Origin of the sequence: Mesoflavibacter sp. SCSIO 43206, from assembly GCF_019904215.1 — a bacterium.
GTDB classification, from domain to species: Bacteria; Bacteroidota; Bacteroidia; order Flavobacteriales; family Flavobacteriaceae; genus Mesoflavibacter; species Mesoflavibacter zeaxanthinifaciens.
Map to the genome: position 1 here is coordinate 487,537 of NZ_CP063201.1, position 13,828 is coordinate 501,364.

Annotated in this window: 16 protein-coding genes; 11 read left to right on the plus strand and 5 right to left on the minus strand. The window is 30.8% G+C overall.

Annotated features, from left to right (window positions below):
- Positions 1-98: 98 nt before the first annotated feature.
- Entirely contained in the window at positions 99-743 is a 645-nt protein-coding gene (gene pyrE / locus INR78_RS02505) for an orotate phosphoribosyltransferase (RefSeq protein WP_223077336.1), read from the plus strand.
- 37 nt (positions 744-780) lie between these two features.
- On the plus strand, positions 781-1,188 hold the full coding sequence (locus INR78_RS02510) for an SRPBCC family protein (RefSeq protein ID WP_223077337.1): 408 nt from the start codon (positions 781-783) through the stop codon (positions 1,186-1,188).
- On the opposite strand, the gene INR78_RS02515 is transcribed toward INR78_RS02510, so the two are convergent.
- Positions 1,172-1,900, minus strand: a complete 729-nt coding sequence (locus INR78_RS02515) for a biotin--[acetyl-CoA-carboxylase] ligase (RefSeq protein WP_223077338.1) — start codon at positions 1,898-1,900, stop codon at positions 1,172-1,174. The two genes, INR78_RS02510 and INR78_RS02515, sit on opposite strands and share 17 nt — an antisense overlap.
- A gap of 94 nt (positions 1,901-1,994) precedes the next feature.
- Here INR78_RS02515 and rsfS point away from each other — a divergent pair, with 94 nt between their 5' ends.
- The 7 genes from rsfS to INR78_RS02550 all read left to right on the plus strand — a co-directional run bounded on the left by rsfS (position 1,995) and on the right by INR78_RS02550 (position 7,151).
- Positions 1,995-2,366 (plus strand): ribosome silencing factor, encoded by a 372-nt coding sequence (gene rsfS / locus INR78_RS02520; RefSeq protein WP_027880361.1) that lies wholly within the window; start codon positions 1,995-1,997, stop codon positions 2,364-2,366.
- A 9-nt stretch (positions 2,367-2,375) separates the two neighbouring features.
- Entirely contained in the window at positions 2,376-4,337 is a 1,962-nt protein-coding gene (ftsH, locus tag INR78_RS02525) for an ATP-dependent zinc metalloprotease FtsH (RefSeq protein ID WP_223077339.1), read from the plus strand.
- A 114-nt stretch (positions 4,338-4,451) separates the two neighbouring features.
- Positions 4,452-5,060: an LUD domain-containing protein gene (locus INR78_RS02530; protein WP_027880359.1), complete on the plus strand. Its 609-nt coding sequence runs from the start codon at positions 4,452-4,454 to the stop codon at positions 5,058-5,060.
- Positions 5,061-5,064: 4 nt separating this feature from the next.
- Positions 5,065-5,889, plus strand: a complete 825-nt coding sequence (locus INR78_RS02535) for a phosphatidate cytidylyltransferase (RefSeq protein ID WP_223077340.1) — start codon at positions 5,065-5,067, stop codon at positions 5,887-5,889.
- A complete protein-coding gene (locus INR78_RS02540; protein ID WP_027880357.1) occupies positions 5,879-6,529 on the plus strand; it encodes a phosphatidylserine decarboxylase family protein in 651 nt (216 codons plus the stop codon). The genes INR78_RS02535 and INR78_RS02540 overlap by 11 nt, the downstream gene beginning before the upstream one ends.
- Before the next feature lies 1 nt (position 6,530).
- On the plus strand, positions 6,531-6,797 hold the full coding sequence (locus tag INR78_RS02545) for an acyl-CoA-binding protein (RefSeq protein ID WP_027880356.1): 267 nt from the start codon (positions 6,531-6,533) through the stop codon (positions 6,795-6,797).
- Between the two features lie 6 nt (positions 6,798-6,803).
- Positions 6,804-7,151, plus strand: a complete 348-nt coding sequence (locus tag INR78_RS02550; protein WP_223077341.1) for an SdpI family protein — start codon at positions 6,804-6,806, stop codon at positions 7,149-7,151.
- Here INR78_RS02550 and pafA read toward each other — a convergent pair.
- Positions 7,148-8,812 carry an alkaline phosphatase PafA gene (gene pafA, locus INR78_RS02555; RefSeq protein ID WP_223077342.1) on the minus strand — a complete coding sequence of 555 codons (1,665 nt, stop codon included), beginning with the start codon at positions 8,810-8,812 and terminating at the stop codon, positions 7,148-7,150. The genes INR78_RS02550 and pafA overlap by 4 nt on opposite strands.
- 109 nt (positions 8,813-8,921) lie before the next feature.
- Between pafA and INR78_RS02560 the strand changes: the two genes are divergently transcribed.
- Positions 8,922-9,659, plus strand: coding sequence for an ABC transporter permease (locus INR78_RS02560; RefSeq protein WP_223077343.1), 738 nt, complete (start codon positions 8,922-8,924; stop codon positions 9,657-9,659).
- On the plus strand, positions 9,659-10,426 hold the full coding sequence (locus INR78_RS02565) for an ABC transporter ATP-binding protein (RefSeq protein WP_223077344.1): 768 nt from the start codon (positions 9,659-9,661) through the stop codon (positions 10,424-10,426). The genes INR78_RS02560 and INR78_RS02565 overlap by 1 nt, the downstream gene beginning before the upstream one ends.
- Here the strand turns inward: INR78_RS02565 and INR78_RS02570 are convergent.
- From INR78_RS02570 to INR78_RS02580, 3 genes are read right to left on the minus strand one after another with little or no spacing between them, the layout of a single operon-like run.
- Positions 10,423-11,901 carry a DUF389 domain-containing protein gene (locus tag INR78_RS02570; RefSeq protein ID WP_223077345.1) on the minus strand — a complete coding sequence of 493 codons (1,479 nt, stop codon included), beginning with the start codon at positions 11,899-11,901 and terminating at the stop codon, positions 10,423-10,425. The genes INR78_RS02565 and INR78_RS02570 overlap by 4 nt on opposite strands.
- A gap of 14 nt (positions 11,902-11,915) precedes the next feature.
- Positions 11,916-12,998: a mannose-1-phosphate guanylyltransferase gene (locus tag INR78_RS02575; protein ID WP_223077346.1), complete on the minus strand. Its 1,083-nt coding sequence runs from the start codon at positions 12,996-12,998 to the stop codon at positions 11,916-11,918.
- Positions 12,999-13,002: 4 nt separating this feature from the next.
- On the minus strand, positions 13,003-13,602 hold the full coding sequence (locus INR78_RS02580) for a SprT-like domain-containing protein (RefSeq protein WP_223077347.1): 600 nt from the start codon (positions 13,600-13,602) through the stop codon (positions 13,003-13,005).
- Positions 13,603-13,828: the final 226 nt, after the last annotated feature.

A 13,828-nucleotide genomic window follows, 5' to 3' on the forward strand; every position in this document is an offset into this window, starting at 1 on the left:
TTTAGATTTAGTGATGTAAAAATATAAAACTAATAGAATTCTAAATTTTATTTTAAAGTTATTTTCAATTCAAAAAATTTAATATGTAATTTTGCCTTATGATTATTGACAAACACATCGCTAGACAGACCGCAAAAGCATTATTACAAGTTAATGCTATTAAACTTCAACCTAAAGAACCATTTACTTGGGCATCTGGTTGGAAATCTCCTATTTATTGTGACAATAGAGTTGTTCTTTCTTTTCCTCCTATTAGAAATTATATTAGAGAAGAAATGGCTAAATTCTTAGAAGACCATTACGGAAAACCAGACGTAATTGCTGGTGTAGCTACTGGTGCAATTGGTATTGGTATGCTAGTTGCCGAGTATTTAGGAGTTCCTTTTATTTATGTTAGACCAGAAGCTAAATCACACGGAAGACAAAACCAAATTGAAGGCTATGTAGAAAGTGGTCAAAACGTAGTGGTTATTGAAGACTTAATTAGTACAGGAAAAAGTAGCTTAAATGCTGTAAAAGCTTTAAAAGAAGCTAAATTAAACGTAAAAGGTATGATTGCTATTTTTTCTTACGGATTCAATATCTCTAAAGAAAATTTTGAAAAAGAACACCTTACTTTACACACCTTAAGCAATTACGACCATTTATTACAAGAGGCTGCTGCAACCAATTATATTTCTGAAAGTGAAATTGAAACTTTAAGTAAATGGAATGCCAATCCAAGCGATTGGAACGTTAATTGATTAAGTTAAAAAAATAGATTAACATACAAAACAAACTATGAAATTAGAATCTCCAAAAGTTACAGTAAATAAATCTGCTCAAGACACGTTTAACTTTTTAAGCGATGTAAAAAATTTTGAAAATCTTATGCCAGAAAACATAAGCAAATTTGAAGTTTTAGATAACGATAAGTTTTTGTTTGCCTTAAAAGGTATGCCAGAAATTATACTTAAAAAGAAAGAAACAACACCGCCTAACCAAATTGTTTTAGGTGCTGCTGGTGGTAAAATAGACTTTTCTTTAACAGGAAATATCTCTGAAATTGACACAACAACAAGCGAAGTACAATTAATTTTTGAAGGTCAGTTTAATGCTATGATGGCTATGATGATTAAAGGACCTATCAATAAGTTTATAGAAACATTGGCTAGCAACATGCCTAATGCTATTAATACAGTAGCTTAATTGTTTTTAAATCGAACGTTTTTAATATATTATCTTCTAATAAAACTTCTAGAAGACCTTCATTAGAAACTCCTTTAATAAAACCAGAAAATAAACCTTCTTCATTTTTAAATGTAGAAGGTTTATCTTTTCTAAACAAATAAGACTCGTAAGTTGTTTTAATAGTTTTAAATTGATTACTTTCAACTAAATCAAAAAGGGTTTCTAACTCTTTTAAAATAGATTGAAGTAATTCATCCAAATCATAAGGTATACCTGTAACATTTAATAAAGAAGACGCTTGAGGTAAATTAGAAAAATTAACTTGATTTACGTTTAAACCAATACCAACAACTGTAGCTGATACATTATTTTGTTTAATAACGTTTTCAATCAAAATACCACATATCTTTTTATTTGCTGACAAAATGTCGTTAGGCCATTTGACACTTAATTTTGGTAAGTTTAGTTTTTTTAGCGTATTTATTACAGCCAAACTAGCAACCATACTAATCACAAAATGTTGATCAAGTTTTAAATTATCAAACCTTTTAAACACACTAAAAGTGAGGTTTTTAGCATCTTGAGACGACCAAACAGTCCCCATTTGACCACGACCTTTAGTTTGATGTTTAGCTACAACTACGGTAAAATCTTCTACATTGGTATCTATAGATAAACTTCGAAGAAACAAATTTGTAGAATCGATGGCATTAAGTTTGATTATACGCATATTAAATAGTTATCTTCGTATTATAAAATCTTATGATTTTTTTAAAGTATAAAGAACTTAAAAATAATAACTTTGCACAAATTAAATCTTATTAATGGCGAAAAAAGAATCTAACGCAGATCTACTTATAACCTCAATTATAGGCGGAATTGAAGATGTAAAAGGAAAAGAAATTAACATTCTCGATCTTAGAGAAATAGAAAACACTGTTTGTGATTACTTTGTTATCTGTGAAGGTACATCAAATACACAAGTTAACGCCATAGTTAATTCTATACAAAAAAAAGTAAGCAAAACATTACAAGACAAACCTTGGCATATAGAAGGCGAAGACAATGCAGAATGGGTTTTAATGGACTATGTTAACGTAGTTGTACACGTGTTTCAAAAACACATTAGAGAATATTATGATATAGAAAGTCTTTGGGGAGATGCCAAAGTAACAGCTATAAAAACAAATTATTAATAACAATACATGGCAAACAATAAAAATAAAAAAACAATACCTCCAAAAAAACCTAAGTTTAATCCTTACTGGATATACGCAGGTTTATTTTTATTCTTCATTGGTTTAAACTTTTTTGGAAGCGATGCTTTAAGCGGAGAAAATAAAACATCTCCAGCACAATTTTTTCAATACTTAAAAGATGGAGACGTAGAAAAAGTAGATATTGTTAACAGAAAAGAAGCAAAAGTTTACTTAACTAAAGAAGCAGAAGAAAAAGAAGTACACAAAAAGTCTATACCTACTGCTTTATTTGGAGATTCTAATAACATACCAAATTACACTTTCGAATTTGGTGATCTTCAAAATTTTGAAAATCAGTTAAAAGAAATAAAAGCAAACAACAGCATTTCTACATCTGTTGAATATAAAACCGAAACTAACCCTTGGGGCGAATTATTATTTAGCCTACTTCCTTTTATTTTACTAATTGGATTTTGGATTTTCATCATGAGACGTATGTCTTCTGGTGGCGGTGGCGGAGCTGGCGGACAGATCTTTAACATAGGAAAGTCTAAAGCAAAACTATTTGACGAAAAAACAGATGTAAAAACATCTTTTAAAGACGTTGCCGGTTTAGAAGGTGCAAAAGAAGAAGTTCAAGAAATTGTAGACTTCCTTAAAAACCCAGAAAAATATACATCCTTAGGTGGTAAAATCCCTAAAGGAGCATTATTAGTTGGTCCTCCAGGAACAGGTAAAACTTTACTTGCAAAAGCAGTAGCAGGAGAAGCACAAGTACCTTTTTTCTCGCTTTCTGGTTCTGACTTTGTAGAAATGTTTGTTGGTGTTGGTGCATCACGTGTACGTGACCTATTTAAGCAAGCTAAAGAAAAATCGCCTTCAATTATTTTTATTGATGAGATTGATGCTATTGGTCGTGCAAGAGGAAAAAACGCAATGTCTGGAAGTAATGACGAGCGCGAAAACACACTTAACCAATTACTAACCGAAATGGATGGTTTTGGAACTAACACTAACGTAATTGTACTTGCAGCTACTAACCGTGCAGATATATTAGATAAAGCTTTAATGCGTGCAGGACGTTTTGACAGACAAATTTTTGTAGATCTTCCAGACGTTAGAGAACGTAAAGAAATATTTGAAGTCCACTTAAGACCTCTAAAAAAAGCTGAAGGTTTAGACCTTGACTTTTTATCTAAACAAACACCAGGTTTTTCTGGAGCAGACATTGCTAATCTTTGTAATGAGGCAGCCTTAATTGCTGCTAGAAACAATAAAAAGGCAGTAGAAAAACAAGACTTTTTAGATGCTGTAGACAGAATTATTGGTGGTTTAGAAAAGAAAAATAAAATTGTTACACCAGAAGAAAAACGTGCAATTGCTTTTCATGAAGCAGGTCATGCAACTGTTAGTTGGATGCTAGAACACGCTGCACCGTTGGTAAAAGTAACAATTGTACCACGTGGTAGATCTTTAGGTGCTGCATGGTATTTACCAGAAGAACGTTTAATCGTAAGACCAGAGCAAATGCTAGATGAAATGTGTGCCGCTCTTGGTGGTCGTGCTGCAGAGAAAGTTATTTTTGATAAAATATCTACTGGAGCTTTAAGTGACTTAGAAAAAGTTACAAAACAAGCTAGAGCAATGGTTACTGTTTATGGTTTAAGTGATAAAGTAGGAAACTTAACCTACTACGATTCATCTGGTCAAAACGAATATGGATTCTCTAAACCATATAGTGAACAAACAGCAGAACTAATTGATAAAGAAATTTCAGATATTATAGAGACTCAATACCAAAGAGCTGTCAACCTTCTTGAAGAAAACAAAGATAAATTAACCGAGTTAGCAGAAGTTTTACTTGAAAAAGAAGTGATTTTTAAAGACAATTTAGAAAAGATATTTGGAGAAAGAAACTTTAAAAAAGAAGCTCAGCTTACAGATCAAAAATCTGAAGAAGAAGAGTAAACAGAACATATTTATAGTATTTAAACACAAAAAACTTAGATTATCTCTTTAGATAGTCTAAGTTTTTTTATATTTGATATAGTTCAAAAAAGAAAATTGATTATAGCAAAGTAAATGAGTCTTTTTAGAAAGTTATTTAGTTCTAAATCTGAAAAGAAAAAGGAAGACATAAAGTCTAATGAACGAGGCAAATACATGCCAAAAGTTGAGCTACCAATTGACGAAAGTTTTACTATAAACTTTAAAAAAAATGGTGGTAAATTTTTGTATTGCGACTCGTTAGACGAAGTGTACGATAACCTCAACAATATTATAATAGAAAACAGTTGGGAAGATCATAAAGCTTTTTTCTACGATAAAAACCTTGAAGATAAATTTAAAAGTGCTCAATTAAACGTTGGACAAAACTTATCACAATGTACTTACTTTATCACAACTTGCGAAAACCTAATTGCAAATGATGGGTCTTTATTAGTAAGCTCTAATCAATTAGCAGAGAATAAACTAAATGAATTTCCTAATAACGTAATCGTTTTTGCTACAACAAGTCAAATAGTACCAACAATTAGTGAAGGGTTAAGAGAAATTAAAAGCAAAAACCCAAGCAAACTTCCAACAAACATCACTACGATTAAACATTTTAAGCTAGAAGAGGAAAAAGACTTTTTATCTTACGGAAGCAGCACAAAAAACTTATATTTGCTGTTGTTAGAAGATTTATAGTTTTATGAGCGAAACATTAACCAGAGGTCTATCTGGAATTTTATATATAACCCTGCTTATCCTTTCGTTATTTAACGAGCACGCATTTGTTATACTTTTTTACGTGTTTGGTATAATTTGTATGGTAGAGTTTTGTAAACTTATACAACTTAAAAGCTTATACCCATATATTATCTTTACAATAATGTATTTTATTTTCGGGTATTGGCAGTTTGTTATGAACTCTCATATAGGATTAGTAGAAGCTACTCAAATCCTTCAAGTCATTACTATTTTTGTTCAATTACTACTAATTAAAGATTTATTCTCTGAAAAAAAAATACCTTTATTTAGCTCAAAAAGATATATAATTACCACCTTTTATTTAGCAAGTGGTTTTGTGTTTTTAGTTTTAATAGGTAAACACGGAAAACTATTTAACCCTGTCCTTATATTAGGTTCTTTTATTTTAGTTTGGGTTAATGACACTTTTGCTTATCTAGTTGGTAAAAATTTTGGTAAACAAAAACTGTTTCCTAGCATTTCACCAAAAAAAACTGTCGAAGGATTTTTAGGAGGATTGTTTTTTGCAACCATTGCTAGTTATTTTATATTTAAATTTACAGATAGCCATTTAACTTTTACTAATTGGCTAATATTAAGTATTATTATAAGTGTTATAGGAACGCTTGGAGATTTGATAGAATCAAAAATAAAACGCCAAGCTAACGTTAAAGATAGCGGAGTTATAATGCCTGGTCATGGCGGTTTATTAGATCGTTTTGATAGTATTATATTTGCAGCTCCTTTTATTTATTTGTTTTTAAGAATTGTAAACTATGTTTCATAAAGAAGGTTTTAAAATTATAGCAATTACGTTTTTGTTTATTGCTATTTCTGCAGTTGTGGTAGACACATTTGTAATAGCGCTATGGCTTAAGTACGTATTATTTTTTACGCTATTTGTTTTCTTGTTTTTAATACTTCAATTTTTTAGAAATCCCAAAAGAAACACCATATTAAACGACAACACTGTTGTCTCTCCTGTAGACGGTAAAGTGGTAGTAATAGAAGAGGTTTTTGAGCCTGAGTATTTTAAAGAAAAAAGACTTCAAGTAAGTGTTTTTATGTCTCCTATTAACGTACATGTTACAAGATACCCTATTAGCGGAAAGGTTAACTTTAGCAAATATCATCCTGGTAAATACCTTGTAGCTTGGCATCCTAAAGCTAGTACAGAAAACGAACGTACTACTGTTGTCGTAGAAAACCCTATTTATGGAGAAGTTTTATACAGACAAATAGCCGGTGCTTTAGCAAAGCGTATCGTTAATTATGCTGTAGAAGGTGACGCTGCTGTGCAAGGTACAGACTCTGGTTTTATAAAATTTGGGTCAAGAGTAGATTTATTTTTACCTTTAGACACAAATATCAAGGTAGAATTAAACCAAAAAGTAAAAGGAGGCGAAAGTATTATTGCCGAAATTTAAGATGACTTCCGAAGAACTTGAAAAAGCCTTTCAAGAGGCTGTAGCACAAATCAATAAACATAAGGAACCTTTTCCTGCAGATTTCTTGTTACGTCTCTACGCTTATTACAAAAGAGCTACTAATGACTATGGAAGTCCGAGCAGCAAAAAGCAAATAATTAATGCTTTTAAGACTAATGCATTGTTTCAAACAAAAAATATTTCTGCAAACGAAGCTAAGCAGAAATACATTGACTTAGTTAACAACTATTTCTTATACAGAAAATAAATAACTATGAATTTTCTTGTAGAAAACTTACTTTTTACAAGTTTTTTAAGCGGAATCGTTTTTATAATTACAGGTTTTGTAATGTTCAAATTTCCGCCTAAAAACATCAATATGCTTTATGGATACAGAACAACCCGTTCTATGAAAAATCAAGAACAATGGGATTTTTCACAAAAATATTCAGCTAAACTTTTAATATTTTGCGGTGTATTTTTAATCTTGACAAGCAACATTTCATTATTAATTACAATAAACAATAAAGCCAAACTTTTTATTAGCTTGGCTTTAATATTTGGTTCTGTAATCTTTTTACTTTTTAAGACTGAAAACGAGCTTAAAAAACGTTTTCCTTAATTTTTTAAAACAAATTCTAGAGGTTTACCAGTTGCTCCGTTTGGAAACGTTATGCCTAATAAAGCAGAAATTGTTGGTGCTATATCTGGTATAGTTGTATATGCTGTTGTGTTTCCTTTTGTAATACCATTACCATAAAAAATTAAAGGTACGTGTGTATCATAATTTAAAGGAGAACCATGTGTTGATCCTGTTTTACTATACTGTATTACTACTGGATCTAAAACAAATAACACATCTCCAGATCGTTTTTGATTATATCCATTTTGCAATAAATTTTCAATACCTTTTGTGTATTGAGTATTACTCATTGAAGTCGCTGTATATGCTTTATACACTTGATCATAAGTAATTATTTGGTTTACTATTGCTTCTTGTACCGCAACTAAATCTAAGCCTAATTGTTGTATTTTTTCTCTATCTAAAAATATTTGCTGATTACTAATATTCTTTAAGAAAGATGATACTTTGTGAGTTTCAATTGTAATATTGCCTACCTTTTCTTCAAAAGCTGCACCATCAAAATAACCTGCTGGGATTTTTACACTTTCTAAATATGCTGGCACATTTACTGCTCCATGATCTGCTGTTAAAAACACCGTGTAATTTTCTTTGCCCACTTTCGCGTCAAGCGTATTTAATAATTGTTCAATTTCTTTATCTAACCTTATATATGTATCTTCTATTTCTTTACTATTTACACCAAAGTTATGCCCAATATAATCTGTGCTAGAATAACTTACTGTTAACACATCTGTATAATCATCTATACCCAATTGCTCTCCTACTAAAGCAGCTATTGCAAAATCTGTTACAATACTATTTCCGTAAGGTGTTGCTTTTATAATATTATAATTTCCGTTTGTTTTACTTAATGCTTTTAAATCATAAGGGAATGTTGCTGTGTCTTTTCCTCTAAATCCACCTTCAAAATCATTTAAATCACTTCCACTTTCTGTATATGTTTCTATATCATAAAAAGTATTCCATTCTGTTAAATATTTTTCGGCTGGATTTGTTGCGTTAAAATCTTTGACCCATTGTGGTAAAGTTTCAAAATAGTAACTACTTGAAATAAAATGACCTTGGTCTTTCCCATGAAACCAATATGCTGCATTTGCGCTATGTCCTGCTGGCAAAATTGCTCCACGATCTTTTATAGATATGCCTATTGTTTTTCCATTCATTTGTGTAAACAATCTATTCTCATCTGCAAAAGTTGTAGTTTTCATTCTGTGAGGAGACATTTGTCCTGCTTTATCCATTGTTCCAACAGATTGCACAGTTGTATCTCCTGCACAATACACAAAACTATCACTAAACTTGTCATACCAGTTATTAGCTATAATTCCATGATTTTTTGGTGTTGTACCTGTATAAACAGATGCGTGTCCTGGACCTGTATAGGTTGGCACATAATTAAAGTGATTATTTTTACAGTTAAAACCTTCGTTTATTAACCTTAAAAATCCACCATTTCCATATTTATTTTCAAATCTTGTTAAGTACTCATATCTCATTTGATCAACTACAATTCCTACCACTAGTTTTGGTTTTTCTGTAGGTTGAGTATTAGTTTCTGTTGAAGTTGAAATAGCTTCTTTTTGAGATTGGCAAGCCAATAATAAAAATACAATGCAGATTGAAAGTAATGGTCTCATATAATTTAATAAATTTAGATTGCAAAAATACAGTTTTTAAGACATCTAATTTGAAATTAAGGTTAATAAGCTGTTAGAATTTTATATTTTAGCAGTAATAAAAATTGATATGTTATACCTTCATTATTTAGGCACTTACTTTTTGATGATTGCTGAAATGTTTAAAAAACCAACCAAATGGTCGGTTATGAAGCAATTAATCTTAAAAGAAATAGACGATTTAATTATTGGCTCTTTAGGTATTGTTGCTTTTATTTCGTTTTTTGTTGGAGGTGTTGTTACGATACAAACAGCTTTAAACATAGACAATCCATTAATCCCAAAAAACCTAGTTGGTTTTGCCACAAGACAATCTATTATTTTAGAGTTTGCACCAACATTTATGTCGATTATCATGGCTGGTAAAGTTGGATCCTTTATTACTTCAAGCATAGGTACAATGCGTGTTACAGAACAAATAGATGCACTAGAAGTTATGGGTATAAACAGTTTAAATTATTTAGTGTTTCCTAAGTTTATTTCGTTAATGCTTTATCCTTTTGTTATTTCTATCTCAATGTTTTTAGGTATTCTTGGCGGACTTGCTGCTTGTGTATATGGCGGTTACGCAAGTATGGACGACTATATAGAAGGTGTACAATTAGACTTTACTCCTTTTCATATGGCGTATGCGTTTATAAAAACATTAATCTTTGCTTTTATTTTAGCCACAGTACCGTCGTATCATGGTTATTATATGAAAGGAGGAGCTTTAGAAGTTGGTAAAGCTAGTACAACATCATTTGTATGGACTAGTGTTGTAATTATCGTACTAAACTATTTATTAACTCAGTTACTTTTAAGCTAATGATAGAGGTTAAAAATTTACATAAATCGTTTGGTGATGCACATATTTTAAAAGGAATTAATACTTCTTTTGAAAAAGGAAAAACAAACCTTATTATTGGTCAAAGTGGATCTGGTAAAACTGTATTTTTAAAATGTTTACTTGGGCTTTTCAACTATGAACAAGGAAGTATTGCTTATGATGGTAAAATATTTTCGAAATTAAGTGAAGACGAAAAGCGAGATATTAGAGCACAGATAGGAATGGTATTTCAAGGAAGTGCGCTTTTTGATTCTATGACAATTGAAGAAAACGTAATGTTTCCTTTAAAAATGTTTACTAAGCAAAGTAAAAGCGAAATGCAAGATCGTGTAGACTTTGTTTTAAAGCGAGTTAATCTAGCAGATGCACATAAAAAAATGCCTAGTGAAGCATCTGGAGGAATGCAAAAACGTGTTGCTATTGCACGCGCAATTGTAAATAAACCTAAGTATCTTTTTTGTGACGAACCTAACTCTGGATTAGACCCAAAAACATCAATTGTAATTGATGATTTAATTAAAGAAATTACCGAAGAGTATCAAATAACTACTGTTATTAACTCGCATGACATGAACTCGGTTATGCAAATTGGTGAAAAAATTGTCTTTTTAAAAAATGGTTATAAAGAATGGGAAGGTTCTCGTTATGATATTTTTAAAACAGACAACAAAGCTGTTACCGACTTTGTTTATTCTTCAGAGTTATTTAAAAAAGTGCGTCAAATGTATTTAGAAGAGCGTGGTTAATTTACTCTTCTAATTACTAGCGTATCTACATCTAGCTTAAATTTTAGCCACTTATACAGTTTAGCTTTTTCTTTTTCTACTTGATTGTTATTGACTAAAGAATCATTCCATTTAACTTCAAAAACAGACAAGGTATCTATTGTTTTAAAATTACTTTTTACAACTTTAGAGTAAGCAATTTCTTCAACATTTTCGTAATTAATATTAATTTCTTCAGTAAGAGATTTAAACGGGATTTGATCTTTCTCTAACACTGATAATTGCCTTACTTTATTTTCTAAAATAGTTATTTTTTGTTGTTGTGTTAAAAGGTCTAAAGAATCACGCGTGCGTAACTCTTCCATATACTCTAAGTTATTAACCTGCCTATTTTTGGTTTGATTGATTAATAGTTTAGTGTTATTTAAAAAACGGTAGGCTTGCAAACGCTCTTCTAATACTTTTTGTGTTTCTTCAGAAATAACATCTGTTCCAAAAGTAGTTAATTCGATACTAGAATCTCCTGCTTCAGAATAATTGATAGAAGCGTATTTTTTTATATAATTGGAGTTTGGTAGTGCCTTTAATTCATTATTTACGTAATTCTTAGCATCTATAGTAAATTGACTTTCTCTTAAAACACTTAAAAACGTGAAAACAGCAGGTATCATTACAATTATCGCCACTAAAGATGCTATTCTTGCAATACGTTTTCTTTTTGCAGAATTTGCATATTTAAGCATTGGAAAACGTAAAATTTTAAGCACTAAAAATGTAGCCAATGCAATAAATATGGTATTAATTGTAAATAAGTACATGGCTTGACCAAAGTATTTCCAATTAGCTTTTGCTAATCCATACCCTGCAGTACATAATGGAGGCATTAATGCTGTTGCAATAGCTACACCAAAAATAACAGAAGCTATAGTTCCTCTTTTGGTACGAGCTATAATTAAAGCTAAACCACCAAAAAAGGCAATTAATACATCTCGAATATCTGGTTGCACACGACCTAAAAGCTCTGAAGTATCTTCACTTAAAGGGAAAAATCTAAAGAATAAAAAAGCTGTTAATAAACTTAGTACAATCATAATTGCTAAATTTATCAATGAGCGTTTTAAAGTATCTATATCATTAATTGCAATAGATAAACCAACACCTAAAATTGGTCCCATAAGTGGAGATATTAACATGGCGCCAATAACTACAGCTGTACTATTTGCATTTAACCCTATAGAAGCCACAAATATTGAACACACTAAAATCCAGGCTGTTGCTCCTTTAAAAGGGATATCGTTTTTTATAGCCTCTATAGTAGCGTCTCGATCGGTATCTTCTCTAAAATCTAAAAGTTCTTGCAAAAAGGTTTTTATACTTTTAAACAAACCTTCTGCATCTTTTTTTACAGCTTCTTTTTTTTGGTCAACAGTTTCTTTTTGTTTGTCTTCTTCAGAGAAGTTAAACTTGTTTTCTTTAGGATTATTGGTTGTATTCATTCAGAAATTAATAATTATCCGTAGTGCTCACCAAAAGTGTTTTTTACATTTTGAAGCACTTTTTTAATGTCTTGTTCTTTTGTTTTAGGAAAGATAAGCAAAACTTCGTCTTTATCAACAATTATATAATCGTTTAATCCATCTACAACTACAACTTTTTCTTTAGATGTTCTAATCATATTTCCTGAAGCATCTTCTACTAAAGTTTTTGCATTAACAACAGCGTTTTGGTTTTGATCTTTATCTAGTTTATCATATAAACTTCCCCAAGTCCCAAGGTCATTCCAATCAAAAGTTGCTGGTATTACATATACATTTTTAGAAGATTCCATTATGGCATAATCAACCGAGATGTTTTCTACTTTAGCATAATTTTCTTCTATAAATTCTGCTTCTGCATCTGTATTGTATAGCGCCATTCCTTTATTAAAATGCTGAAATAATTCGGGTTGATTATTCTTGAAAGCGTTAATTACAGATGAAGCACTCCACATAAATATACCTGCATTCCAAAGAAAATTTCCTTGTGCTAAAAACTGTTTTGCGGTGTTGTAATCTGGTTTTTCTCTAAATTGAATAACTTCGCTTATATTTTCTGCGGAAGCATTACCGCATTCTATATAACCATAGCCTGTATTAGGAAAGGTTGGTTTTATACCCAAGGTCATTAACGCATCGTTTTGCTCACAAAACTGAAAGGCTTGCTGGACATTTTGCGTAAATGCAGTTTCATCTTCAATCCAATGATCACTTGGTGCCACTATCATAACTGCATCTGGATTTAGCTTTTGTATTTTTAACGAAGCATACAAAATACAAGGTGCTGTATTACGCATTGCTGGTTCTAAAACGACTTGTTTTTGCTTAACTTCTGGTAACTGTTGTAGGACTAAATCATTATATTTTTCATTAGTCAGAATAAAAATATTTTCAGTTGGAATTAACTTGTTTAGTCTCTGAAATGTTTTTTGCAGTAATGTATCTCCTGTTCCCAACATATCATGAAACTGTTTTGGAAAACTCTCTGTACTTACTGGCCAAAACCTTGACCCTACACCTCCAGCCATTAAAATGGCGTAATAATTTTTGTTTTGCATTTTGTTAAATATTTATTACAGTTACCTCTGCATTTGCATTAAACAGATATATTTTACCTGTTGAAACTTCTACACATTCAAAACGTGTACGGCGTTTTTTTAATTTTCTAAAAACTTTTCCGTTATATATTTTAAATGTACTTTGTAAAGGTATCTCAAATATAAAGGTTTTATTAGTATTTGCGTCAAACTGCTTTAATACGTAGGCCAATTGCACATCTGTGTCGCTAGATGCTTTTGGGTTTTTAAAATGATTAGCTAGAATTGGTAAAATCTCAGACGGAAAGACTTCTGGGTTTAAAAAAGGTAACATCAAGTATTGAAAGGTCTTCTTCCACTCTATCCCATGTGGCTTAATCGTTTTACCATAAGTTTTATAAGCTTCTAGATGAGCAACTTCATGTACCAAAGTAATTAAAAATCGATATTTATTTAAACTACCGTTTACTGTAATTTGATGCTTACCATTTGGTAATTTACGATAATCACCATGACGCGTTTTTCGTTCTTTTTTTATTAAAACTGTTAAATTTTCGTGCTCTAAAAGCTTTAAAACATTTGGTAATGCAGTATCTGGAATATAATTAGAAATGATGTGTTTCATCACAGCAAAATTAAATAAACTTTACCATTTCAATTCAGGGTTATCTTATATAATTATTAACATTGTTTGAAGTTTAATGCTAATCATTTCATAAAATGCCATCTGTATTTTGCTTACCCACTTAGCTATTTTTAAATTTAAGTGAATCAATAAAAATAAACTATGAGTTTTTTAGAAGCAATGCAGCAGCGTTACAGTACAAAAAATATAACGCATCAAAAAAAAT

Bases quoted from the DNA above. Each gene is read 5' to 3' on its own strand.
- pyrE (WP_223077336.1), top strand. From the start codon at position 99: ATGATTATTGACAAACACATCGCTAGACAGACCGCAAAAGCATTATTA.
- INR78_RS02510 (WP_223077337.1), top strand. From the start codon at position 781: ATGAAATTAGAATCTCCAAAAGTTACAGTAAATAAATCTGCTCAAGAC.
- INR78_RS02515 (WP_223077338.1), bottom strand. From the start codon at position 1,900: ATGCGTATAATCAAACTTAATGCCATCGATTCTACAAATTTGTTTCTT.
- rsfS (WP_027880361.1), top strand. From the start codon at position 1,995: ATGGCGAAAAAAGAATCTAACGCAGATCTACTTATAACCTCAATTATA.
- ftsH (WP_223077339.1), top strand. From the start codon at position 2,376: ATGGCAAACAATAAAAATAAAAAAACAATACCTCCAAAAAAACCTAAG.
- INR78_RS02530 (WP_027880359.1), top strand. From the start codon at position 4,452: ATGAGTCTTTTTAGAAAGTTATTTAGTTCTAAATCTGAAAAGAAAAAG.
- INR78_RS02535 (WP_223077340.1), top strand. From the start codon at position 5,065: ATGAGCGAAACATTAACCAGAGGTCTATCTGGAATTTTATATATAACC.
- INR78_RS02540 (WP_027880357.1), top strand. From the start codon at position 5,879: ATGTTTCATAAAGAAGGTTTTAAAATTATAGCAATTACGTTTTTGTTT.
- INR78_RS02545 (WP_027880356.1), top strand. From the start codon at position 6,531: ATGACTTCCGAAGAACTTGAAAAAGCCTTTCAAGAGGCTGTAGCACAA.
- INR78_RS02550 (WP_223077341.1), top strand. From the start codon at position 6,804: ATGAATTTTCTTGTAGAAAACTTACTTTTTACAAGTTTTTTAAGCGGA.
- pafA (WP_223077342.1), bottom strand. From the start codon at position 8,812: ATGAGACCATTACTTTCAATCTGCATTGTATTTTTATTATTGGCTTGC.
- INR78_RS02560 (WP_223077343.1), top strand. From the start codon at position 8,922: ATGTTATACCTTCATTATTTAGGCACTTACTTTTTGATGATTGCTGAA.
- INR78_RS02565 (WP_223077344.1), top strand. From the start codon at position 9,659: ATGATAGAGGTTAAAAATTTACATAAATCGTTTGGTGATGCACATATT.
- INR78_RS02570 (WP_223077345.1), bottom strand. From the start codon at position 11,901: ATGAATACAACCAATAATCCTAAAGAAAACAAGTTTAACTTCTCTGAA.
- INR78_RS02575 (WP_223077346.1), bottom strand. From the start codon at position 12,998: ATGCAAAACAAAAATTATTACGCCATTTTAATGGCTGGAGGTGTAGGG.
- INR78_RS02580 (WP_223077347.1), bottom strand. From the start codon at position 13,602: ATGAAACACATCATTTCTAATTATATTCCAGATACTGCATTACCAAAT.